General features: G+C 71.1%; 21 protein-coding genes. 11 read left to right on the top strand and 10 right to left on the bottom strand.

Annotated elements, in window-relative coordinates:
* Positions 1 to 511 precede the first annotated feature (511 nt).
* On the top strand, positions 512 to 2,863 hold the full coding sequence (locus tag ACLQ2R_RS29960) for a rhamnogalacturonan lyase (RefSeq protein ID WP_425964266.1): 2,352 nt from the start codon (positions 512 to 514) through the stop codon (positions 2,861 to 2,863).
* Here the strand turns inward: ACLQ2R_RS29960 and ACLQ2R_RS29955 are convergent.
* Positions 2,860 to 3,174 (bottom strand): hypothetical protein, encoded by a 315-nt coding sequence (locus ACLQ2R_RS29955; RefSeq protein WP_425964265.1) that lies wholly within the window; start codon positions 3,172 to 3,174, stop codon positions 2,860 to 2,862. The two genes, ACLQ2R_RS29960 and ACLQ2R_RS29955, sit on opposite strands and share 4 nt — an antisense overlap.
* A gap of 199 nt (positions 3,175 to 3,373) precedes the next feature.
* Between ACLQ2R_RS29955 and ACLQ2R_RS29950 the strand changes: the two genes are divergently transcribed.
* The 4 genes from ACLQ2R_RS29950 to ACLQ2R_RS29935 are packed head-to-tail and all read left to right on the top strand — an operon-like array spanning position 3,374 to position 6,800.
* On the top strand, positions 3,374 to 4,090 hold the full coding sequence (locus ACLQ2R_RS29950) for an ABC transporter ATP-binding protein (protein ID WP_425964263.1): 717 nt from the start codon (positions 3,374 to 3,376) through the stop codon (positions 4,088 to 4,090).
* Positions 4,087 to 4,809, top strand: coding sequence for an ABC transporter permease (locus ACLQ2R_RS29945; protein ID WP_425964261.1), 723 nt, complete (start codon positions 4,087 to 4,089; stop codon positions 4,807 to 4,809). Before ACLQ2R_RS29950 ends, ACLQ2R_RS29945 begins: the two co-directional genes overlap by 4 nt.
* Positions 4,803 to 6,158 (top strand): sensor histidine kinase, encoded by a 1,356-nt coding sequence (locus ACLQ2R_RS29940; RefSeq protein WP_425964260.1) that lies wholly within the window; start codon positions 4,803 to 4,805, stop codon positions 6,156 to 6,158. The genes ACLQ2R_RS29945 and ACLQ2R_RS29940 overlap by 7 nt, the downstream gene beginning before the upstream one ends.
* 3 nt (positions 6,159 to 6,161) lie before the next feature.
* Positions 6,162 to 6,800, top strand: a complete 639-nt coding sequence (locus ACLQ2R_RS29935; RefSeq protein ID WP_425964259.1) for a response regulator — start codon at positions 6,162 to 6,164, stop codon at positions 6,798 to 6,800.
* A 15-nt stretch (positions 6,801 to 6,815) separates the two neighbouring features.
* Here the strand turns inward: ACLQ2R_RS29935 and ACLQ2R_RS29930 are convergent, their stop codons facing one another.
* Complete coding sequence (locus ACLQ2R_RS29930) at positions 6,816 to 7,286, bottom strand: MarR family winged helix-turn-helix transcriptional regulator (protein WP_425964258.1); 471 nt, start codon at positions 7,284 to 7,286, stop codon at positions 6,816 to 6,818.
* 75 nt (positions 7,287 to 7,361) lie between these two features.
* Here ACLQ2R_RS29930 and ACLQ2R_RS29925 point away from each other — a divergent pair, with 75 nt between their 5' ends.
* On the top strand, positions 7,362 to 9,596 hold the full coding sequence (locus tag ACLQ2R_RS29925; protein ID WP_425964256.1) for an MMPL family transporter: 2,235 nt from the start codon (positions 7,362 to 7,364) through the stop codon (positions 9,594 to 9,596).
* A gap of 239 nt (positions 9,597 to 9,835) precedes the next feature.
* The gene (locus ACLQ2R_RS29920) at positions 9,836 to 10,801 is read left to right on the top strand and encodes a serine hydrolase domain-containing protein (RefSeq protein ID WP_425964255.1); all 966 of its coding nucleotides are present in this window, start codon (positions 9,836 to 9,838) and stop codon (positions 10,799 to 10,801) included.
* 84 nt (positions 10,802 to 10,885) lie between these two features.
* On the opposite strand, the gene ACLQ2R_RS29915 is transcribed toward ACLQ2R_RS29920, so the two are convergent.
* Positions 10,886 to 11,038 carry a hypothetical protein gene (locus ACLQ2R_RS29915; RefSeq protein ID WP_425964254.1) on the bottom strand — a complete coding sequence of 51 codons (153 nt, stop codon included), beginning with the start codon at positions 11,036 to 11,038 and terminating at the stop codon, positions 10,886 to 10,888.
* Between the two features lie 276 nt (positions 11,039 to 11,314).
* On the opposite strand from ACLQ2R_RS29915, the gene ACLQ2R_RS29910 reads away from it, so the two are divergent.
* The 3 genes from ACLQ2R_RS29910 (at position 11,315) to ACLQ2R_RS29900 (ending at position 13,574) form a co-directional block, all read left to right on the top strand.
* Positions 11,315 to 11,752, top strand: a complete 438-nt coding sequence (locus ACLQ2R_RS29910; RefSeq protein WP_425964253.1) for a signal protein — start codon at positions 11,315 to 11,317, stop codon at positions 11,750 to 11,752.
* A gap of 240 nt (positions 11,753 to 11,992) precedes the next feature.
* Positions 11,993 to 12,976: a BtrH N-terminal domain-containing protein gene (locus ACLQ2R_RS29905; RefSeq protein WP_425964251.1), complete on the top strand. Its 984-nt coding sequence runs from the start codon at positions 11,993 to 11,995 to the stop codon at positions 12,974 to 12,976.
* 37 nt (positions 12,977 to 13,013) lie between these two features.
* A complete protein-coding gene (locus ACLQ2R_RS29900; protein WP_425964250.1) occupies positions 13,014 to 13,574 on the top strand; it encodes a DUF1697 domain-containing protein in 561 nt (186 codons plus the stop codon).
* Positions 13,575 to 13,647: 73 nt separating this feature from the next.
* Here ACLQ2R_RS29900 and ACLQ2R_RS29895 read toward each other — a convergent pair whose 3' ends face one another.
* The 5 genes from ACLQ2R_RS29895 to ACLQ2R_RS29875 form a co-directional block, all read right to left on the bottom strand.
* Positions 13,648 to 14,889, bottom strand: coding sequence for a cellulose binding domain-containing protein (locus ACLQ2R_RS29895; protein ID WP_425964248.1), 1,242 nt, complete (start codon positions 14,887 to 14,889; stop codon positions 13,648 to 13,650).
* A 507-nt stretch (positions 14,890 to 15,396) separates the two neighbouring features.
* Complete coding sequence (locus ACLQ2R_RS29890) at positions 15,397 to 15,813, bottom strand: PaaX family transcriptional regulator C-terminal domain-containing protein (RefSeq protein WP_425964246.1); 417 nt, start codon at positions 15,811 to 15,813, stop codon at positions 15,397 to 15,399.
* Positions 15,813 to 16,367, bottom strand: a complete 555-nt coding sequence (locus tag ACLQ2R_RS29885) for a hypothetical protein (protein WP_425964244.1) — start codon at positions 16,365 to 16,367, stop codon at positions 15,813 to 15,815. Before ACLQ2R_RS29885 ends, ACLQ2R_RS29890 begins: the two co-directional genes overlap by 1 nt.
* Positions 16,368 to 16,568: 201 nt before the next feature.
* Entirely contained in the window at positions 16,569 to 16,901 is a 333-nt protein-coding gene (locus ACLQ2R_RS29880; RefSeq protein ID WP_425964243.1) for a hypothetical protein, read from the bottom strand.
* Positions 16,902 to 17,353: 452 nt separating this feature from the next.
* Positions 17,354 to 17,782 carry a cellulose binding domain-containing protein gene (locus tag ACLQ2R_RS29875; protein WP_425964241.1) on the bottom strand — a complete coding sequence of 143 codons (429 nt, stop codon included), beginning with the start codon at positions 17,780 to 17,782 and terminating at the stop codon, positions 17,354 to 17,356.
* A gap of 646 nt (positions 17,783 to 18,428) precedes the next feature.
* Here ACLQ2R_RS29875 and ACLQ2R_RS29870 point away from each other — a divergent pair.
* Entirely contained in the window at positions 18,429 to 19,451 is a 1,023-nt protein-coding gene (locus ACLQ2R_RS29870; RefSeq protein WP_425964239.1) for a M48 family metalloprotease, read from the top strand.
* Positions 19,452 to 19,605: 154 nt separating this feature from the next.
* Here ACLQ2R_RS29870 and ACLQ2R_RS29865 read toward each other — a convergent pair whose 3' ends face one another.
* Both ACLQ2R_RS29865 and ACLQ2R_RS29860 read right to left on the bottom strand, forming a co-directional pair.
* Positions 19,606 to 20,223: a DUF6461 domain-containing protein gene (locus ACLQ2R_RS29865; RefSeq protein ID WP_425964237.1), complete on the bottom strand. Its 618-nt coding sequence runs from the start codon at positions 20,221 to 20,223 to the stop codon at positions 19,606 to 19,608.
* Positions 20,224 to 20,431: 208 nt separating this feature from the next.
* Positions 20,432 to 21,211, bottom strand: a complete 780-nt coding sequence (locus ACLQ2R_RS29860) for a hypothetical protein (protein ID WP_425964235.1) — start codon at positions 21,209 to 21,211, stop codon at positions 20,432 to 20,434.
* Positions 21,212 to 21,451: the final 240 nt, after the last annotated feature.

Below are 21,451 nucleotides of genomic sequence, written 5' to 3'. Positions count from 1 at the left end.
CACGGACCGACCTGTGGCACGGAGCTGCGCGTGTGACACGGGCATGACCTGCGGCACGGGTCCGAGCGTGTGACACGGACCGACCTGTGGCACGGAGCTGCGCGTGTGACACGGGCATGACCTGCGGCACGGGTCCGAGCGTGTGACACGGGCCGGAGTCCCCGGGACCGGGGGTCGGGACGACGTCCTCCCGGTGTCCGGGGGCTCCGGCCGCCCTTCGCCGCCCGGGGGCCTCGGCGGCCTCCCGGCCGGCGAAAGGAAATACGGAAAGCGCTTACCCGATACATCCCAATTAATGCCGAAAAGTCCATTTATTGGGGACGTCGAAGCAAAAAGCCCTTCTTGACAAGCCTTTACATCGCCAATAGCCTCCGTTTTATTATATCGATTTAATCCGCCTGGAGACGCGGGTGAATCCCCGGACCCGCCGATCCCCACGTGCCGGGCGAGCACGGGCGACGGCGCGGAAGGACCACGTCCCCGGGCGGTCCTGACCCAGGGAGCCCCTGACATGAGTCCCCCCGGCGGCGTCCGCCGCGCTCTCGTCACCGTCTCGACGGCACTGCTCTGCACGATCCCGCTCGCGCTCGGTCAAGGGGCCGCGGCCGCCGACGCCGACCTCGCGACCGGCGGCGACCGGCACGGCAGGGGCGTCCAGCTCGAACGCCTCGACCGGGGACTGGTCGCCGCGGCCACCGGTGGGGGCGTGTTCCTCAGCTGGCGGCTGCTCGGCGACGAGGCGTCCGGGCACGGCCCCACCGGCCTGACCGGCACCGACTTCCGCGTCTACCGGGACGGCCGGCCGATCGCGACGGTCACCGACAGCACCAACCACCTCGACGCCGCAGGCACCGCCGGCTCCGAGTACCGGGTGGCGCCGATCGTCCGCGGCAGGGAGGGCCGGCGCAGCGCCCCGGTCTCCCCCTGGTCGGGGGCCTTCCACGACCTGCCGCTGCGCAGGCCCGCGGACGGGGTCACCCCCGCCGGCGAGGCGTACACCTACGCGGCCAACGACATGAGCGTCGGCGACGTCGACGGCGACGGGCGCTACGAGTTCGTCGTCAAGTGGGACCCGTCGAACTCGAAGGACGTCTCCCAGCGCGGGTACACCGGCAACACCTACCTCGACACCTACCGGCTCGACGGCACCCTGCTCTGGCGGCTCGACCTGGGCGTCAACATCCGCTCCGGCGCCCACTACACCCAGTTCCCGGTGTACGACTTCGACGGCGACGGCCGTTCGGAGATGATCGTCAAGACCGCTCCGGGCACGAGGACGATCCGCTACGGCGCCCGCGGGGAGGTGCTCTCCGAGCGCCACATCACCCTGCCCGCCAAGGACGTCAGGGCCGGGTACTCCAACCGCGACGACTACCGCCTCAGCGCCGCCGGCTACTTCGACCACCTCGTCGAGACGTTCATGGGCTGGCACGCGCACCCCGAGGTCGTCGCGGGGCGCTGGCCGGCCACGCTGGAGCAGGCCCTCGGCCTCGAACCGGCGTACGCCTACCCGCTCTCCCGCCAGGACGCCACGAAGCTCGCCGACCACTTCGTGGACGTGTACGCGCCGGGCCGCAGCGCCAACAACCGGCTGCGGGAGTTCGCGGGCTTCGTCGTCGACGGTCCCGAGTACCTGACGGTCCTCGACGGCGCCACGGGACGGGAACTGCAGACGGTCGCCTACGAGCCGGGACGCGGCGACGACGGGCTGATGTGGGGCGACTACGCGATGAGCCGCATCGAGCCGGCCAACCGCGTCGACCGGTTCCTGTCCGCCGTCGCCTACCTCGACGGAAGGCGCCCGCACGCCGTCTTCGCCCGCGGCTACTACACGCGCACCACGCTGGTGGCCTACGGCTGGAACGGCAGGAGACTCACCAAGACCTGGTCCGTCGACAGCGGTCACGTGCCGATGGCCAACCCGTTCAACGCCGCACCGCACGGCAAGGACGGCACCGACCCGGAGTTCGGCACCATCACCACGCAGGGCTTCCACTCGCTGAGCGCGGCCGACGTGGACGGCGACGGCAAGCAGGAGATCGTCTACGGAGCCGCGACGATCGACCACGACGGCGACCTGCTGTACTCCTCGTTCGCCGAGGCGCCGCCGCAGAGCAACGTCCCCGGGCAGCGGGTGCGGCTGGGGCACGGGGACGCCATGCACGTCGGCGACCTCGACCCCGACCGTCCTGGCCTGGAGATCTGGACGGTGCACGAGGGCGGGGCGTCGGCGCCGTACGGCTGGGCGATGCGCGACGCCGCCACCGGCGAGGTGCTCTTCGGCGGCTACAGCGGCGTGGACACCGGGCGCGGCATGGTCGGCGACATCGATCCCGGAGTCCGCGGGATGGAGGCGTGGTCCTCGATGCCGCCCGGCCAGGCGGTCGAGGCGGGCCTGTGGTCGGCGCGCGGCGAGTACCTGGGCAGGACCACCCCGGGCACGAACATGAGCATCCGCTGGGCGGCCGACCTGACCACCCAGATCGTCAACGGCACCGCCACCACGGTCCCGCAGACCCCGACGATCGACGACTGGAGGCGCGGCAGGCTGCTCACCGCCGAGGGCACGCTGACGAACAACGGCACGAAGGGCAATCCCGCGCTGGTCGCCGACGTCCTGGGCGACTGGCGGGAGGAACTGCTGGTGCGCACCGCCGACAGCGGCGCGATCCGCTTTCACCTCAGCACCGAGGTGACCGGCCACAAGCTCTACACCCTGATGCACGACCCGCAGTACCGGGTGGAGGTGGCCCGCCAGCAGACGACCTACAACCAGCCGGCCTACCCGGGCTTCCACCTGGCCTCCGACACCGACTGGTCCCGGGTCCCGCTGCCCTCGCCGCGCTTCCCCGGGCACGGCTAGGACGACGTCCCCGCGCCGGTGATCGTACAGACCGGCCGGGTGCGGACCAGGTAGGACCGGGCGGCCACGGCCACGACGATCCAGTTCAGGGCGACCGGCAGCGGTTCCGTGGCACGGTGGAAGAGCGCGATCCCGGCCGACGCCGCGACCAGCCCGAACCCCCCGTACGCCACCGCCCAGCCCAGGGCCGCGTACCCCGCCCGGGACGACGGCAGCCGCCCCGGGCCGGGAACCGGCGCGCTCGCCGTACGCGGGCTCGCCGCGGGCGCGTTCTCACCCATGGTCCGGCCGCCGGGGCGGTCCGGCGGCATGCGGCGCGTTCGTCATGTCCCGGACGGTAGGCGGGGGCGGCTGTGGCGACGCTGAGACGCACTGAGAGGGTTCACAGGCCCCCGCGAGCGGCAGGCCGGCGGGGCACGACCGGAACCCGGTCCTGCTCCTGATCCCGGGCCCGCCCCATCAACCGTTCGGTGGATTTCGGGGACGCGACTCGGCGCCGACCATCGAAGCATGACGGTTATCGAGATCGACGGCCTGCGCAAGAGCTACAGGACCGGCACGGCGGTGGACGGCCTCTCCCTGCGCGTGGAGCGCGGGGAGATCTTCGGGATCGCCGGCCCCAACGGAGCGGGCAAGACCACGGTCGTGGAGTGCGCGGCCGGGCTGCGGCGGCGGGACGGCGGCACCGTGCGGGTGCTGGGCCTGGACCCGCAGAACGACCGGCGCGAGCTGCTGCGGCGCATCGGCGTCCAGCTCCAGGAGGCGGCCCTGCCCGACGCGATCAGGGTCGAGGAGGCCCTGCGGATGTACGCCTCCCTCTACGACAGACCCGCCGACTGGCGCGAGCTCATGGACGAGTGGGGGCTGACCGGCAAGAGGCGCGCCCGCTTCGCGGACCTGTCCGGCGGCTGGAAGCAGCGGCTGTTCATCGCGCTGGCCCTGGTCGGCGACCCGTCGGTCGTCTTCCTCGACGAGCTCACCACGGGCCTGGACCCCATCGCCCGCCGTACGACGTGGGGCCTGATCCGCGCCATGCGCGAGCGCGGGGTCACCGTCGTGCTGGTCACCCACTTCATGGACGAGGCCGAGGCGTTGTGCGACCGCATCGCGATCGTCGAACGGGGCCGTGTCCTCGTCGAGGGAAGCCCCGCCGAGCTGATCGCCCAGGGGGGCGCCGACTCCCTGGAGAACGCCTACTTCGCCCTCACCGGAAGGGACATGTCATGAAGGGCATCATCCAGATCGTCGCGGTCGAGCTCAGACTGGCCGTACGCGACCCCATGTCGGCGTTCTTCGCCCTGGCCTTCCCCGCGCTGATGCTGTGGGTCAAGCTCCGCACCGGCAGGCCCCTGCCGGGCGGGCTGCCGGCCGTCGACGCCACGGTGCCGATGCTGAGCGTCTTCGTCATCGGCCTGGCGTCCCTGGTCATCCTTCCCGCCACCCTGGCCCAGTACAGGGAACGCGGGGTGCTCAAGCGGCTGCGCGCCACTCCCGCCTCGCCCGCCATGCTCCTGGGCGCCCAGTGGGCCGCCCACATGCTGCTGGCCGTCCTCGGCACGGCGCTGCTGATCGCCATCGGGCTGGCCGGCTACGGGCTGGCGGCACCCGCGAACGTGGCGGGCGTCCTGCTGGCGTGGACGCTCGGCGCGCTGAGCCTCAGCGCCATCGGCCTCCTCATCGGCGCGCTCGTCCCCGGTGGCCGCGGCGCGACCGTGATCGGGCTGAGCGTCTTCTTCCCGATGGTCTTCCTCTCCGGCGCCATGATCCCCCGCGAGACCATGTCCGGCTCGATGCGCGCCATCGGCGACCTGACCCCCATGGCACCCGCGGTCGAGGCGATCCGCGCCGGCTGGGCCGGTGACGCGATGTCCCCGGTTACGCTGGGCGTCATGCTCGCGATCTTCGTCGTCGCCGGCGGTGTCGCCGCCAGGGTGTTCCGATGGTGACCGGGCCCGACGCCTCCCGGTGGGCCCGCGCCTGGAACGTCCTGCCGTACCTGTTCGTCCTGCTCCCGGCGGTCTTCGTCCTGGCGCGCGACTGGAGACCGGAGGCGGCTGCCCTGGCGGCGGGCGCGGGGGCGTGGCAGTGGCTCATGGTGACCTCGCGTCCGGGACGGATCGAGCGGCCGGCGGCGCTGGTCGTCTACTTCGCCGTGATGCTCGCCCTCGTCGGGGCGTTGATCAGGGTCGACACGCTGTTCACGGTGACGGGCCTGGTGATGTTCATCCAGTCCTTCGCGCTGATCCCCGGCCGGTGGGCGTACGCGGGGGTGACCGCGACGGCCGGCGTGATGGTCGCGGCCCGCCCCGAGTCCGGCCGGACGCCGGACGAGCTCCTGTTCTCCTTTCTCGTCGCGGTGCTGGTCGCCTCCGCGACCGGCCTGGTCACCCAGGCCGTACGCGACCAGAACGAGAGCCGCAAGGCGATGATCGTCCAGTTGCGGGAGACCGGGGCCAGGCTGGCCGCGCTCGCGGAGGAGAACGCGGACCTGCAGGCCAGGCTGCTGACCCAGGCCCGCGAGGCCGGCGTGCTCGGGGAACGGCAGCGGATGGCCAGGGAGATCCACGACACGATCGCGCAGGGACTGACCGCCATCCTCACCCAGCTCGAGGCCGCCGACACCGCGGCCGGCGACCTGACCGCCGTCCGCTCGCGCCTGGACACGGTGCGCGCCATGGCCAGGGAGAGCCTGACCGAGGCCCGGCGGTCGGTCCAGGCACTGCGCCCGGCGCCGCTGGACGAGGCCCAGCTCGCCACCGCCCTGCGGGGCGTCGCCGCCACCTGGTCGCGGACCACCGGCGTCCCCGCCTCGGTGTCGGTCACCGGCACCCCCGTCCCCCTGCACGCCGAGGTGGAGATCACCCTGCTGCGGGTGGCGCAGGAGGCGCTGGCCAACACGGCCAGGTACGCCGCGGCCGGTAGGGTCGGGCTCACCCTGTCGTACATGGAGGACGTCGTGGCGCTGGACGTGCGGGACGACGGCGCCGGTTTCACGCCCGGGGCGCCGGGCTCCTCCGGCGGGGGCGGCTTCGGGCTCATCGCGATGCGCCAGCGGGTCACCCGGCTGGCCGGTGACTTCGCGATCGAGACGGCCCCCGGCCAGGGGACGGGCATCTCCGCCACCGTCCCCGCCATCCCCGCCGCACCGGCCGTCCCCACCTCCCCCGCCACGCCGACCGTCCCCGCCGCGCCGACCGTTCCGGGCGCGTCCGCCGGTCCCGTCGTGCCTGACGGTACGGTCGCGCCCGACGGCGCGGAAACGCGGCCGTCCGGTCGTTCCGGAAGCGCGGTGTGAGACATGGCGATTCGTATGATCATCGTGGACGACCACCCGGTCGTCCGTGACGGGCTGCGCGGGATCTTCGCCGACGACGACGCCTTCGAGGTCGTGGGCGAGGCGGCCGACGGGCCGGAGGCACTCGCCGTGGCCCTGCGCACCGCCCCCGACGTCGTGCTCATGGATCTGCGGATGCCGGGGATGAGCGGCGCGGAGGTCATCGGCCTGCTGCGCGAGCAGAACCCCGGCACGCACGTGCTGGTGCTGACCACGTTCGACGACGACGCCGACGTCCTGCCCGCGATCGAGCGCGGCGCGACCGGCTACCTGCTCAAGGACACCCCGCGCGCCGACCTGCGCCGTGCCGTGCAGGCGGCGGCACGCGGCGAGACGGTGCTGTCCCCCTCCGTGGCCGGCGTGCTGGCGCACGGGGCGCGTACCCCGGAGAGGCAGGCGCTGAGCCGCCGGGAGTTCGAGGTGCTCGGGCTGATCGCCCGGGGCGCGACCAACCGCGAGGTCGCGGCGAAACTGTTCATCACCGAGGCGACGGTGAAGACCCACCTGCTGCACGTCTTCGCCAAGCTCGGGGTGAACGACCGGGCGGCCGCGGTCGCCGCGGCGTACGAGGCCGGCCTGCTCAGACCGGGCACGGACGCCTGACCCGGAGCCCTCCGGTCAGGGAGGGCGCGGCGTGGAGCGCAGCAGGTCGAGCTCCTCGTTCATGGCGTCGAGGAAGGCGGCCGCGGCACGCAGCTCGTCCGGGCTGAAACGCCGCAGCGCGTTGTCCGTGCCACGGCCCAGCGGGCGGAAGAAGGCCGAGGCGAACTCCTTGGCCGCGTCGAGGTAGTGCAGGTGGATCACGCGCCGGTCGTGCACGTCGCGGACCCGGCGGATGTGCCCGGCCCGCTCCAGCCTGTCCAGGCACGCGGTCACGGCGCCCGAGGTCAGGTTCAGCTCCTCCCGCAACCGGCTCGGGGTGATCGGCGAGGGGGCGTCGAAGATCCTGACCAGGGCCTGGACGTCGGTGACGTGCAGCCCGTGCTCGTTGGCGAACTCGTGGGCGATGCGGTTGAACTCGGTGTTCATCCGGCGCAGCCGTACCGCGAACGAGTACAGGTCGATGCCTTCCCCGCTGTCGCCGGTCATGGGGCCATGCTACATTAACTCAATCATTGGCTATCTCAATCATTGAGTTATATGGCATCACGGAAGGACGGTCCCATGGCGCGACGATCGATCCGCCTGCTCGTCCCGGCACTGCTGGTGCTGGTCTGGCTGGTCGTCGGCGGAGGGCTGGGCCCGTTCGCCGGCAGGCTCGCGGAGGTGTCCACCAACGACCAGGCCGCCTTCCTGCCCCAGAGCGCGGAGTCGACGCGCGTGCTGGACGTGCAGGAGAAATTCCGCGAGGGCGCGACCCAGCCGCTCATCGTGGTGTGGACGGCGGACGGCGGGGACGGCGGGAACGTCACCCCCGCGCAGACCACCGAGGCGACCCGGACGCTGGCCTCGCTGCGCGGGACGGAGGGCGTCGTCGGCACGCCCACACCCGCCATCGGGTCCGAGGACGGCCGGGCGTTGCAGGGCGTGGTCCAGCTCAGCCCCGACCTCGACGACGCGCTCGGGCAGACCCTGGAGCGGATCGGCTCCGCGGTGGCGGTCGACGGTCTTCAGGCCCGGCTCGCCGGACCGGCCGCCACCCGCGCCGACCTGTCCGACGCCTTCGCCGGGATCGACGGCCTGCTGCTCGGGGTGGCGCTGATCACCGTGCTGGTCATCCTGCTGGCGGTGTACCGGAGCGTGCTGCTCCCCTTCGTCATCATCCTCGGCGCGGTCTTCGCCCTGGGACTGGCGTGCGCCATCGTGTACGTCCTGGCCGACCGCGACATCGTCCGGGTCGACGGCCAGGTGCAGGGCATCCTGTTCATCCTGGTCATCGGCGCGGCCACCGACTACGCGCTGCTGCTGACCGCCCGCTTCCGGGAGGAGCTGGCCGCGACCGGCGACCGGGTCGCCGCGGGCCGCGTCGCGCTGCGGCGCTCGTTCGAGCCCATCGTCGCCAGTGCCGCCACGGTCGCCCTGGCCCTGCTCGCGCTGCTGCTCAGCGGCCTGACCAACAACCGCGCGCTCGGCCCGGTGGGCGCCATCGGCATCGTGTGCGCCGCCCTCAGCGCGCTCACCTTCCTGCCCGCCGTCCTCATGCTGCTGGGCCGCGCCGCGCTGTGGCCGACGAAGCCGCGCCCGGCCGACCTGCCGGCCGGCCTCCCCTCGGACCCCTCACCGGACCACCGGGACGGTTCCTCGTCGGACCGCACGACCGGTTCCTCGTCGGACCACCGGGACGGCCGCTCGGCCGACGGCTCGACCGCCCCTCCGGCCGGCACCGGGGCCCGCGGCATCTGGGGCCGCGTGGCCGCCCTGGTCGACCGCCGTCCGCGCCTCCTGTGGATCGCCACCATCCTGCCCCTCATCGGCCTCGCCCTCTTCGCGCCGCAGCTCAACGCCGCGGGCGTACCGCTGGACGAGACCTTCGTGAACGACGCGCCGTCGGTCGCGGCACAGGCGGCGCTGAGCGAGCACTTCCCCGGAGGCTCGGGACAGCCCGCGGTCATCGTCGTCCCGGCCGGGCGCGCCGAGGCCGTACAGAAGGCGGCCGAGGACGTCGAGGGCGTGTCCGACGCCTCGGTGGTGAGCCGGAGCGGGCGCCCCGGTGACTCCCCCAAGGTCGTCGACGGGCTCGCCCTGGTCGAGGCGACGCTGGACGACGCCCCGGACGGCGACGCCGCCCAGGAGACGGTCGAGCGCCTGCGCACCGCGCTCGCCTCCGAGGACGGCGTCCTGGTCGGCGGGTACAGCGCCCAGCGGTACGACACGACCGAGACCGCCGAGCAGGACACGCTGCTCATCGTCCCGATCGTCCTGGCGATCATCCTGCTCATCCTGATCGTCCTGCTGCGCTCACTGGTGACGCCCCTGCTCCTGGTGGTCACCGTGGCCCTGAACTTCCTGGCCACCCTCGGGGTCTCCACGCTGGTCTTCACGCACCTCTTCGGGTTCACCGGCGTCGACGCGTCCGTGCCCCTGTACGGCTTCGTCTTCCTGGTCGCGCTGGGGGTGGACTACAACATCTTCCTCATGTCCCGGGTGCGCGAGGAGACCGCGCGCCACGGAGCGCGGCAGGGCGTGCTGCGCGGGCTCGTCACCACCGGCGGGGTCATCACCTCGGCGGGTGTCGTGCTCGCCGCGACCTTCGCCGCGCTGGTGGTGATCCCCCTGGCGTTCCTCGCGCAGATCGCCTTCATCGTCGCCTTCGGCGTCCTGCTCGACACCCTGGTGGTGCGGTCCCTGCTGGTCCCGGCACTGGTACGGGACCTGGGCCCGCGCGCCTGGTGGCCCGGCCGCCTGAGCCGTACCGACACCCCGAAGGAGACCCGGAGCCTGACCGGCGCCTCACGGTGACCCTCCGTCCCGGACGAGGAGGACGGCCCCGGCCCGGGTGAGGAGGCGGCCCCGGGCCCCGGATGACGGCGGCGTCCCTCACGGACGCCGCCCCGCCCGGCAGACGGGCCCCCTGGGGCGGCCCCGCCCGGCCGACCGGCCTCCGCAGGGCCACCCCGTCCGTATGGAGGGCGTCCGCGGAGGCCGCCCCCTCCCGAAAACCGCTGGCCGGTGAGGGCGCCGGACGGTAGAAGGAGATCATGGACAACCGCGCCCTCACCGACCGTCTCGCCCACGCCGTCGAGCAGGGCCGGCTGCCCGGCCTGCACGCCGTCGTCGTCGCCCACCGCGGCCGGGTGGTCCTGGAGCACTACGGCGAGGGCGAGGACGTCAGGCTGGACGAGCCGCTCGGCCACGTGCGCTTCACGCCGGACACGCTCCACGACGTCCGCTCGATCACCAAGGGCGTCGTCGGCCTCCTGTACGGCATCGCCCTGGCCGGCGGCCACGTGCCGGAACCGCGCGAGCCGCTGCTGCGGCACTTCCCCGAGTACCCGGACCTCGCGGGCGACCCCCGCCGCGCCGCGCTGACGGTCGAGCACGCCCTCACGATGACCCTCGGCCTGGAGTGGAACGAGAACGTCCCCTACACGAGCGCGGCCAACAGCGAGATCGCGATGGAGCGCGCCCCCGACCGCCACCGCTACGTCCTGGAGCGGCCGATCGCGGACGAGCCCGGCGTTCGCCGCTCCTACTGCGGCGGCGCCACGGCGCTGCTGGCGCGGCTCGTCGAGAAGGGCACGGGCTCGGCGCTCGCGGACTACGCGCGTGCCAGGCTGTTCGAGCCGCTGGGCATCACGCGCTTCGAGTGGGCGACCGGCGCGGACGGGACGGCCATGGCCGCCGCCGGGCTGCGGCTGACCCCCCGCGGCCTCCTCGCGATCGGGCGGCTCGTCCTCGACGACGGCGGCGGCGTCGTACCCGCGTCCTGGCTCGCCACGGCACTGCGCCCGCACGTGCGGATCGACGAGGACTCCTGGTACGGCTACCACTGGTACACGGGCGAGGGGTGGGCGGCCGTGTCCGGCAACGGCGGCCAGCTCCTCCACGTGGCGCCCCCGCTTGACCTCGTGGTCGCCGTCACCGCGGGACGGTACGACAGCCCCGGCCAGCGCACCGCCTCGGTCGTCCTCGACGAGGTGATCCTCCCGGGTGTCGAACGCTGAACCACACCGGCGACGCCCCGATCGCCGTGTCCCCCGAGACGGTGGGTGCCCCGTTCTGCCGCGATCAGCACATCGGCGCATGGATCAGGCGTCGGGCCACGCGTCCCTCGTCTCGTGGCCGACCGCATCCCGGGCCGCCGAGACATCGGCCTCGAAACCGGCGTCCAGCGTCTCCGCGGCCCCGGTCAGGAAGGCTTTGACCGTACGTCCCGGCGCCGTGGGTGCGGGACCGGTCACCGCTCCTTGGTGGAAGGACTGCGCATCGGCGCTCGTGTGCTCACCGGCCGGCCAGATGGAAATCACCTCCGAAGCTATGATTCCCGAATGCCTCCAAGATCCGCCATATCGTTTCTGCTGGCCGCATGTCTCCTCACCGGCTGCGGAACGGCCTCCGGGAGCGACGCGAACAGAACGACCACAGCCGCCTCCTCGAAAGCGGCCGCCCCGCCGGCGGACACGATCCAGGGACGCTGGTGGACCTGGGCGGCCTCGGAGGGCGAGAGCACGAACCCCGTGACGGACACGACCGGCAGGCTCTGCGACCGGAACCAGCCGGACGACGTGTGGTTCCTCGCCGGAACCTTCGGCGGCACCGTACGGCGGACCTGCGCCGTTCCCCCGGGACGGCCGGTGGTCTTCCCGCTGGTGAACCGGCTCTGCTCCGAGGCGGTGTGCAAGGAGCTCATGGCCGTCGCCGAAGGCAGGGCCACCCTCGACGGCGAGCCGGTCACGCCCGAACGGATCGAGGACGACGACGTCGCCGTGACCGGTGTGGCGGGCAACCCGCTGACCGGCGAGGAGGGAACGACCTCCTCCTACGCCTGCGGCCTGTGGGTGCGCCTTCCGCCGCTGCCGCCCGGCCGTCATACGCTGACCCTTCGCGGGTCCTCGGGCGACTTCCGCACGGGCGTCGACTACACGCTCATCGTCGGCGCCGGGCAGCAAGCGTGAACGCGCCCTGAGACGCCGTCGGCTCGTTGCGGCATGAGCGACGAGCCGTCGAGGAAGACCCGCCGGTGACCCACATGAGCGACGACGCGTCGAGGCAGACCCGCGGTGATCCACCTCGGCTGGACTCTCCCTCCGTGGGAGGCCTCATGCTCGTCCCAGCGGTCCTCAGCCGTTGGTCACGAAGGGGTCAGGGGTGAGGACGGTGTGACCGTTCGCGCGCCGGCCCGAGGAGAGCGACCCATGCCCATCGTGAAGGACGTCGAGTCCCGTGACACGCGCCACTGCGAGACGACGGCGCTGGGGGTGCTGTTGCGGCACGAGGGGCTCGATCTGTCCGAGCCCATGCTGTTCGGGCTGGGCTCGGGACTGTCCTTCGTCTACTGGGACGGCAGGAACATGGCGTTCCCCTTCCTCGGAGGCCGCGTCAAGCCCTTCGACCTCACCAGGAACCTGGCCGCCAGGCTGGGGCTGACGTTGACGACCAAGGAGACCACCTCGGCGCGCAGGGCGTGGGAGAACGTGGCCGCCCCCATCGACGCCGGCCGGCCGGTCGGCCTCCAGCTCGACTGCCACCACCTGGACTACTTCCGCCCCACGACGCACTTCGGCGGTCATGTCGTCGCCATGTACGGCTACGACGAGCACGACGCCTACCTCGTGGACACCGGGCAGCAGGGAGGAGCGGTACGCACCGGCCGGGCCGGCCTCGCCCTGGCGCGCGCCGAACGCGGCCCGATGACCGCCAGGAACCGATCCTTCACCATCGCCCTCCCGGCTCGTCCGCCTTCCTGGCAGGAGCGGATCGTCCCCGCCGTCAGGGACTGCGCCGCCGCCTTCCTCGCCGCGCCCATCGCGAACCTGGGCCACCGCGGCATCGGGAAAGCCGCCGAACGGGTGCCCGGATGGCTGCTGCGCGCCGACGAACCGCGGCGTGACCTGCCGCAGGCCGCGTTCCTCATGGAGGAGGGCGGCACCGGCGGCGCCCTGTTCCGCATCCTCTACCGCGACTTCCTCGACGAGTGCACCCGGCTGATCGACGACGACCACCTCCGCACCGGTCACCGGCTGTACGCCGAGGCCGCCGCCCTGTGGACCGACGTGTCCGCCCTGATCGCGAAGGCCGGGGAGAGCGGCGACGCGGAGCACCTCGAACGGGCCGGCGTCATCCTCCACGATCTCTCCCGTATCGAGGGGGAGGCCATGCGGGCGCTGAGCCGCCTGTGACCCGAAGCGTCGCATCGGGCGCCGGTAGGGTGGGGGGATGACGACGAAGGCGTACGCGGCGCTCCTTCGGGGCGTCAACGTGAGCGGCCACAAGAAGGTCCCGATGGCCGAGCTGCGAGCGCTGCTCACCGAGCTCGGCCACGGCGACGTGGGCACCTACCTGCAGAGCGGCAACGCCGTCTTCACCAGTGCCGTGGACGACGAGCGGGAGCTCGCGGCACGGCTGGAGCAGGCCGTCGAGGAGCGTTTCGGCTTCGGCGTCGACGTCCTGGTGCGTGATCACGCGTATCTGAGGGCGGTGGCCGACACCTGCCCGTTCCCCGCGGCCTCGCTCGAGGGCAGGCAGTTGCACGTCACGTACTTCTCCGAGCCGGTCACCTCGTCGCACCTGGCGTCCCTCGACGCGACGAGGTACCTCCCCGAGGAGTTCCGGCTCGGCGACCGCGCGCTCTACCTCTACCTTCCGGACGGCATCGGCCGCTCCAAGCTCGCGGAGGCCCTGGCGAAGATCCCGCCCGCCGACGGTGTCGTCGCCACCAGCCGCAACTGGAACACCGTCGTCAAGCTGGTGGAGCTGACCCGGGCCCGGCCCGCCTGACCACCGCCGCCGCGAACCGCGGGCCACGCCGCCGTGAACGGCGGGCCACCGTCAGGCCCGCGGCGGGCCGGGATCAGCCTGCGGCGCAGGTGACGGTGGCTCCGGCGCCGGTCCCGCCGGCCTGGAACCCGAGGACGGTGCTCTGCCCGGCCGACAGCCGCCCGTTGTAGCTCTGGTTGACGACGGTCACGGTACCGCTGGTGCCTGAGTTGACGCCGTTCCACAGGGAGGTGATCGTGGCCCCGGCGGGCAGGGTGAGAGTGACCCTCCAGCCGTTGATCGCGGTGCCGGTCGCGGTGACGTTGACGGCCGCGACGAACCCGCCTGCCCACTGATCCTGAACCGAGTAGGTCGCCGAGCAGCCCCCGGGCCCACCCGGTGTCGGGGAAGGGGACGGAGACGGGGACGGAGACGGAGACGGGGAAGGAGACGGGGACGGGCTGACGGTGGGTGACGGGGAGGGGGTGCCGCCGTCGAGGGTGAGGTTCTTCTGCTGGACCTGCCACTGGGTGTTGCACAGCCCGCAGCCGGGGCCGACGAAGGTGGCGCCGGCCGTCGTGTCGCCCTTCAGCCGCCACGTGAGGTACAGCACCGCCACGCGGGCGAACTCGCCGCCGTCGGGCTGGCCGTAGGTGCCGCCGTGCCCGACGTTCAGGTTGCCCATGAACGCGGGCAGCCCGGCCGGCAGCTTTCCCCAGTCGTCGATGGCGTTGGGATAGGCGATGTCACTGGGCCCGCCGACGAAGTAGGCGATCGGCTTCGTCAGCCGGCGGAGCTGGTAGTCGTCGGCGTCGTTCAGCAACCCGCTGCTGAAGATGGTGGTCGTGGTGATGCGCGGGTCGTTGGAGACGGCGTAGGCCTCCAGTCCCCCGCAGGAGAAGCCCCCAACGGCGATCTTGCCGGTGTCGAGCCTGCCGTAGTACTTGCTGCCTTGACGGCTGTTCTCCGCGACCGCCCAGTCGATGGACTGGGTGAGCATCTGGGACGTCGTCGAGCCGGAGCCGTTCGGGCCGCCGCTGGCGATGGCCAGGAATCCGTGCGAGGCGATCTCGCGCAGGAAGTTCAGCTGCGACGTCCCGTTGGCGGAGCACCCCCCGTTGCCCCACACGAAGACGGGAAGCTTCTCGGACGGGAGGGTTCCTGGCCGGTAGATGGTGTGGTTGGGCAGGCCGGCCGAGGTCTCGTAGCCGGCCGGGTAGGGACCCGCGGCGCGTGTCTCCGCGGCGCTCGGCGTCGTGGTGAGCGCCACCGTTCCGGCACCGGCCAGGGCGGCCACGGTCGCCAGGACCGCGCCGATGATCGAGCGTCTTCTCATTTCGCCCTCCGAAGGTGTCACGACAGCGCTCCATGTCGGATGCGGCGCGCGCGGCGCACACCGGAGGAGCCCGGCAGCGGCACGACCACCCCCACCGTGGCCGGGCCGGTCGGCACCGGCCGGATCCGGAGATCGACATGGCGGATCGTCGACCACAGGTCGCGCTCGCATGAGGCGGAACGAGCCGACGAGAGCAATGTGCAGTTACTATCACCGCGGTAATAAAAAGCGTCAAGCGATCGCACCCGGCCGGTCAAGTCGTACGCGCGCGGGCCGAGAACGCTCCTGGCCTACCCGGCTCCGGGCCTGGGCCGGCCGTCCCCGCGACGGCGCCACCGGAAGGACGCGCCGGTGCGAGCGGCTCCGGCGCAGGTCACGACGCCCGGCCGGTCCGGCGCTCCAAGGGGACCGCGGCGGACGGTGGCCGGTCGGGAGACCGGCGTGCCGCGGCCGTAGGGAAACGCGCTTCGGCGGCCGATCGGTCGTCCGGGCGAATGAAAGTTTCCCTCAGCCGTCCCCGCCGGCCGGGACCGGTACGAAGGTCTCCGAGACCCGGAAGTGGGTGATCCAGGACGCGGCGTCGGGCCAGTACGGTGTCGCGACCCGGACGAGCCGCGCCTCGGCGGGCGAGCCGAGAGCGGAGTGGATCTCCAGCATGAGGTCCCTGGCGGCCCGGCGGGGCCACGGTGCCGGCGGGAGGTGCTCGGGAAGGTCCGGGTCGGTGTCGGGGAACCTGCGCCAGGAATCCATGACGGAGGTCCTGGCCACCAGCGCCCGGGTCGCGTCGACCTCCCCGTCGCGTACGGCCGTCCGCAGGTCCGCGTACCGCGCGACGAAAGCCTCGTAGGCCGAGGCGAGGCCGGCCAGGTCGTAGGCGGCGGCCGGGCCGTGCGGGCGGGTCTCGTCGTCGAAACGGGCGTGCATCACCGACCACCGTCGACGTCGACGTCGTTCAGGATGTCGTGCAGCGCCTGGTTCACCGGACCGGAGTCGGATCCGGGCCGGATCCACACGCTGTCGTACAGCCGCGCGAACCCCAGCGCCCCCAGGGCCCTGCGGACCGCGTGCCGTGGCGCCTGGCCGGGCTGGGGGATCGAGAAGGAGACGGTCACCCACTCACCGGTCCAGCGCGGCGGGCGCGCGCCGAAGCTCAGGAAATGATCCATCCGGGAGCGGTGCCTGGCGATCGCCTGGGGCGTGAGGTGGTACACCGGCGGCCGCCCCGCTCCCCGCCCCGCTCCCCGCACGGCTCCCCGCACGGCGATCAGGCCGCGCCTGGTCAGCCGGGACAGCGCGGCCCGCGCGCTGGACTCGCTGATGCCGAACTCCCCGAGCATCGCGACCACCGCCGTCGACGGAAGGTCGGCGTCCGAGGAGTCGAGGTACTCGCCGAGCAGGGTCGTCAGCAGGTGCTGCGGATTGGGACCGGCCTGCGCCCGGGGGGCTCCGGCGTCGTCGGAGGGCACATGGACACTCACGCCATCAGCTTGCCCCACGACGACACCCTCGCCGAACGCCTCCGTCGAACCGGCTCCTGACGAGACGACGACGTCCCGCCGCCCGAAGAGGCGGGACGTCGTCGTGTCCCTCCTCATGGCAGGGCAGCGGAGTGTCCCCCGGACACGGCCCTGAATGTCCGGGGGACGGCGGTCACCCCGCCCGCCGCGGGCGGGCCGGCATCACCAGTTGCAGGTGCTGTCAGGCACGCGCGACACGTACTGGCTGTCGGCGGTCACCCAGCCGGCGGCCGCGTAGGGGTAGACGATCTGCGCGCTGTACCGGCCGTTGGACACGCCGAAGCTCTTGAACAGGTAGCCGTTGTACAGGGTGTGCGGGGGGTTGGTCGCGCTTCCGGTGGAGGAGGTGAACCACCGCACGTCCTGTGCGGTGACGACCCGGCAGTTCCAGCTGGTGGCACTGGCCGGCGGAGGGCTGGCCAACAGTCCTCCCACCAGCGTCGTTCCCAGCAGTACGAGCCCGGCCTTCCGGCCGGCGGTCGCGGACATCTTCACGACGAGTCCTTTCTTCTTGCCTCACTTCCTGACCTTCACCGTTACCGGTTGGGCATTGGCCCCACGCGGGCGGCCTAGACGCTTTGCCCGATGGCACCAGAACATCACGGATATGTCCACATATGGACACTCATTCGCTACGCGTCGTGCTTCACTATGCTTTGACCTGCGGTTTCTCGCCCTGTTCAATGCCAAAATGGGCCTGAACTGGACGTATCAAAGTGATCCAGGCCCTTCAGCATGTCGAGGGCCTCGTTCAGCTCGTCCGGATATTGACACCATCACGTTCCTCGCCGACGGTACATACATGAGCGCCGATCTGACCTATGCGGGCGACGACCACGCCACGCTCATGGCCCGGACGGACGTCGTCGGAGAATACGAGAACTTCCCCATCCCATGACACATCGAAAACCGACGAACGGACGAGCCCCATGGACTCGCCCGTTTCATCAGTAGGTGATGGTGCACTGACTGGAAGTGGGAAGAGGCGGCGCGGTGGTCGTCATAGGCATGCCGACCTCGAACCCGAAGTACGCGTACTGGTTCGGCAGGATGGGGCCATTCCACGACGCCGGTCCCCACACGTTCGTCGAGAGCCTCTTCGCGTTCCAGAACAGGTGAACGGCCGCGCCCGCCGAGAGGGGAAAGTCGATGACCGCCCCCCAGGTGGTCGACGATGTCGTGCCGGTGTTGGTCAGCCGCGCGTCGATCTGCCACCTGTACTGCCCGCCGACGGTCCCCCGGTAGTTGGCTTGGAACGTCAGCGTGCAGGTGGTGGCGGCGGCATCGGCGGGTGTGACAACGGTGAACGCGCCGAGCAAGGCGGCCACCAGCCACATGGTCAGGCGCCGTCGCCGACGGACGTACCGTTCTGCCATTGGCCTCTCCTGTCAGGAAGTGCGCGCGACGAAAGACGCGCGCATAGGCGATGATCGAACAATACGGTCGGTGTCGAATACCGTCAACGGCACTGAAAGTTTCAGCTATTCAATGAGTTGATCCCAGAGGAATGGTTCCGACAGCGGAGATTTCCGAGACACGAACGATAAAATTCCGGGCTCATCGGGAGAGGCCGGTGACGGCCGAAAACGGGCGCGGAGCCTCCGGTAGAAGAGGTCTCACCACAAGAATCCAGCTCGCCCGGAAGGCTCCACGTGATTCCCCGGCCACCTGGCGTACGTCGTCACTGCCGTCGTCATCTCTCGCGCTTCTCGGCCATGGCTGTTGGACAGCAAGGCACGATGACGAAAAGACCTCGACAGCCGATCCGGGACGCCATCACCCCACCCCCTTTCATCGGTAACCGCGAACCGGATGGCCCAGGACCACCCCAGCCCCCGGAACCACACCGTCTCTCGGCGTACCGGCGTCTTGCCGCCACGCTCGGGTTCTGGCACCTTGTGCGTCGTGTCCACCGATCTACCGGCCGAAACACCGAGCGCGTCTCAGGAGCCTCCGCTCTCCCCCGCCCCCTTCCCACCCCCTCCGTCAGCCCCCGTCCAGGCGCGCCGAGCGACCGGTCGCGTGTCCCGAGCCGGCGGCTACATCCTTGCCTCGGTCGTCCACCTTCTGGCACCGGCCCTCCTGGTCACCGGCATGTACCTGGTCACCCGGCTGACGGTGGGCGGCGTTCTCTTCGGTCTCGTGGTCCTCGACCTTGCCTGGCTGCTGCGTCCCCGCCCCGCCCCCTTCCCCGCCTCCGCCGTACCCCTCGCTCGCGAGGACGCTCCCCATCTGTACGCTCTCGTCGACCGCATCGGCGAAGAGCTGGGGAGCCCCCGGGCGGACCTGATCGCCGTCAGCGGAGCGGTCAATGCCTCATTCCGTACCTACGGTTGGCGACGCGACCGTCTGGTGGAGCTCGGCTACCCTCTCTGGCTGATCCTCACCCCGCAGGAACGCGTCGCCCTCCTGGCCCACGAGATGGCCCACTCCAAGAACGGCGACGCCAGGCACGGCCTCGTCGTCGGCAGTGCCCTGCACTCACTCCACGAACTCCGCATCGTTACCGGTTTCGGGTGGCACCCCGGCGACGGCGTGTCCATGCTCGTCACCGGGTGCCTCCTCGCGATCCTGGGCATTCCCGTCCGCGTTTTGATCTTCCTGCTGGAACTCCTGCTGAACCGCTCGTCCCAGCACGCCGAATACCGTGCCGACGAGATGCAGGCCCAGATAGCAGGCACCGCAGCCGCAGCCTCTCTTCTGGACGTCCTGGCCACCAGGACGCACTCGGTCGGCGACTTCCTCGCATCCAGCGCGGTGGCTGTCAGAACGGGGAACCTGTGGACGGCTCTCCGGTCCCACGTGGACGCCGTTGCCGAGACCGAGCTCGAACGACACCGCGAGTTCGCCCGCCTTGAGCGGATCGGGGTCGACACGACCCATCCGCCGACGTACCTGCGCATACAACGCGTACTGGCACTGCCATATCTGGCGCCTGAAGTGTCCGCTGCGGGATGGGAGCGGATCGAAGGGGAACTCGACAGGGCGGCCGGACGCGTGGCGCGGCGTTTGAGGGAAGACGCCCAGTCCACCCTCTACCGGTAGACCTGACGAGCAGGATTCCGCCGACCGCCGTCACGCGATCCCCAAGACGGCATCCGGCTCCAGCTCCACCTCTCCGCGCTGCGCGGCACCGTGCGGTTTTCGGCTCTGTCACACGTGTCCTGAGCCCTGACAAGTCCACAAGCTTTGATGATCTTTATCGGTCAGGGCTGTTCCCGCCGTATCCGGCTCGTTGCGGCCAGGGCACCGTCCAGGACCGGGGTTCGGGAACGGCTCCGCCCAGGTATGTGGGCTCCTCCAGTAGGTGTGGTGTCAGCGTGATCCCGGTGAGGCGCTCGGCCAGGAGGAACATCGGCCCTCTGTGGGGGGTGGGGAGTGGGGGATAAAGGGCGTCGATCCGTTCCATGGTCTCCACGAGCTCATCTGGCACCTCCTCGCTGTAGCCCTCCTGGGCGATGAAGCAGAACCGGAGCTCGCCGTCCTCGATCCAGTAGAAGTGGTCGAGGTCCTTGATGCTGAGAAAATAGTGGGACACGACGCGGGTGCCGGCCGACAAGGGCATGATCACTTCTTCGGCGATGCCGCTCCCACCGGACTCGATGGTCAGCACCCAGTCGCCGATGGTCGTCACGCCGAGGGGCTCGCCGGACTCGACGGTGCCGCCCATGTCCCAGAACGACGTGGGGGTGAAGCTTTCCGGCCGGCCACCGCGCCGGGCTATCACTTCCTCGGGCGTCAGGCCGTGGACGTAGGTGAGGCAGGCGCCGTCCACCGATTCAACGAGCCAGGTGTAGTCGGCGGGTTTTGCGATCATCTCGTCATGCTCTCAGCGTCGACCGACACAACGGGTGCAGCTGATTCCCTGGCGAGGTTGGCGTCGGTGCCTCTCCCGGCCTACCCCTTGGGCTTGGACCCGCGACCACGGTGGCCCGCTCAGCGACACCTCGTGAAGCACCGGATGAGGGCATCACGACAGTCGCCATACGCTCAAGATCATCGGAATTCGCCTGCATGTTTCATCCTCACGGTGGGGCGAGACGAAGGATCTGATCGCGGACGGAGGCGTCCAGGTCGGCTTGGAGCAGGCCGTTGTTGATGGCGGGGGCGCAGTTCGTCGAGATGTCGACCACGGCGGCGGGTCCTTGCGGGTAGTCGAATATGAGTCGTATGCCGCGTTCGCTGGTGGCTCCGAGCCCTTTGCAGGTGTTCTCGCTCGGTACGGTGTCCAGGGAGTTCAGTGTCGCGGCCAGGACGCGGGCGATGTCCCTGTTGTGCCGCTTGCGGTAGGGCGGTCTTGAGTACGTGGCCTCCCTGCACACGGTGAGCCGGCCGGGGCGTCCGGGAACCATCAGCTCGTCCTGCCCTCGGCGGTCGCCGGGGCCTCGGCAGGGGTCCTCCGGGGGTACGGGCCGCCAGATCCCGTCCCTGTAGGCGGTGGTGATGGCGGACCCGACGTAGGAGTTGCTGCCGGCGGTGCCGTTGGTGGTTCTCACACAGCGGTTGACCTCCTCGGCGCTGCCCATCCACAGGGCGCGGCCGTCGGGGTAGGCAAACCGGATGAGGTAATTGGTCATCGGTCCCCCCACCAGCCCACATGGACGGCCCATGGGGGTGGTGGTCACCGGGAGATATGCGAGGTCACGGGCCATCGCCGTCGCCTGGTCCGTCAGCGTGCGCGAACCGGCCAGCCGCTCACCACCCGGACGCGCGTTGTCCCCGGGGTAGGCGCAAATGAGAGCCTTCATGGGCGAGCCGGGGACGAGCGACTTCTCCACGCCGTCGATGTCGGCGCGCGCGGGCACCCAGCCACCGATGTCGTTGCCGCCCCAGAATTGCGGACAGATGGACGGTACGGGTGGTGATTCACCAACCGCTCCCAAGAGGAGCAGGGCCGCCCCGCACACCCCGGCTGCCGCCAGGCCAAGACCGATCGACGTGGAAAGCTTCATGATTCATAGACGTCGCTTCCCGGCCGATCGGTTCGCCTTGTTCGTCGCTGCGTCTGGGCGCAGGATGATGGATCAGAGCGCGAGACTTCCTGT

Source organism: Streptosporangium sp. DT93 (genome assembly GCF_049844535.1).
Taxonomy (GTDB): Bacteria; Actinomycetota; Actinomycetes; order Streptosporangiales; family Streptosporangiaceae; genus Streptosporangium.
Note: the sequence above shows the minus strand (reverse complement) of the source record. Positions and strands in the feature narration are given on the sequence as shown.

Excerpts from the sequence above, each read along its gene's own strand:
- ACLQ2R_RS29925 (WP_425964256.1), top strand. The coding sequence starts at position 7,362 with ATGGCGCGACGATCGATCCGCCTGCTCGTCCCGGCACTGCTGGTGCTG.
- ACLQ2R_RS29930 (WP_425964258.1), bottom strand. The coding sequence starts at position 7,286 with ATGACCGGCGACAGCGGGGAAGGCATCGACCTGTACTCGTTCGCGGTA.
- ACLQ2R_RS29890 (WP_425964246.1), bottom strand. The coding sequence starts at position 15,813 with ATGCACGCCCGTTTCGACGACGAGACCCGCCCGCACGGCCCGGCCGCC.
- ACLQ2R_RS29920 (WP_425964255.1), top strand. The coding sequence starts at position 9,836 with ATGGACAACCGCGCCCTCACCGACCGTCTCGCCCACGCCGTCGAGCAG.
- ACLQ2R_RS29865 (WP_425964237.1), bottom strand. The coding sequence starts at position 20,223 with ATGATCGCAAAACCCGCCGACTACACCTGGCTCGTTGAATCGGTGGAC.
- ACLQ2R_RS29935 (WP_425964259.1), top strand. The coding sequence starts at position 6,162 with ATGGCGATTCGTATGATCATCGTGGACGACCACCCGGTCGTCCGTGAC.
- ACLQ2R_RS29905 (WP_425964251.1), top strand. The coding sequence starts at position 11,993 with ATGCCCATCGTGAAGGACGTCGAGTCCCGTGACACGCGCCACTGCGAG.
- ACLQ2R_RS29945 (WP_425964261.1), top strand. The coding sequence starts at position 4,087 with ATGAAGGGCATCATCCAGATCGTCGCGGTCGAGCTCAGACTGGCCGTA.
- ACLQ2R_RS29955 (WP_425964265.1), bottom strand. The coding sequence starts at position 3,174 with ATGCCGCCGGACCGCCCCGGCGGCCGGACCATGGGTGAGAACGCGCCC.
- ACLQ2R_RS29940 (WP_425964260.1), top strand. The coding sequence starts at position 4,803 with ATGGTGACCGGGCCCGACGCCTCCCGGTGGGCCCGCGCCTGGAACGTC.
- ACLQ2R_RS29895 (WP_425964248.1), bottom strand. The coding sequence starts at position 14,889 with ATGAGAAGACGCTCGATCATCGGCGCGGTCCTGGCGACCGTGGCCGCC.
- ACLQ2R_RS29950 (WP_425964263.1), top strand. The coding sequence starts at position 3,374 with ATGACGGTTATCGAGATCGACGGCCTGCGCAAGAGCTACAGGACCGGC.
- ACLQ2R_RS29900 (WP_425964250.1), top strand. The coding sequence starts at position 13,014 with ATGACGACGAAGGCGTACGCGGCGCTCCTTCGGGGCGTCAACGTGAGC.
- ACLQ2R_RS29875 (WP_425964241.1), bottom strand. The coding sequence starts at position 17,782 with ATGGCAGAACGGTACGTCCGTCGGCGACGGCGCCTGACCATGTGGCTG.
- ACLQ2R_RS29960 (WP_425964266.1), top strand. The coding sequence starts at position 512 with ATGAGTCCCCCCGGCGGCGTCCGCCGCGCTCTCGTCACCGTCTCGACG.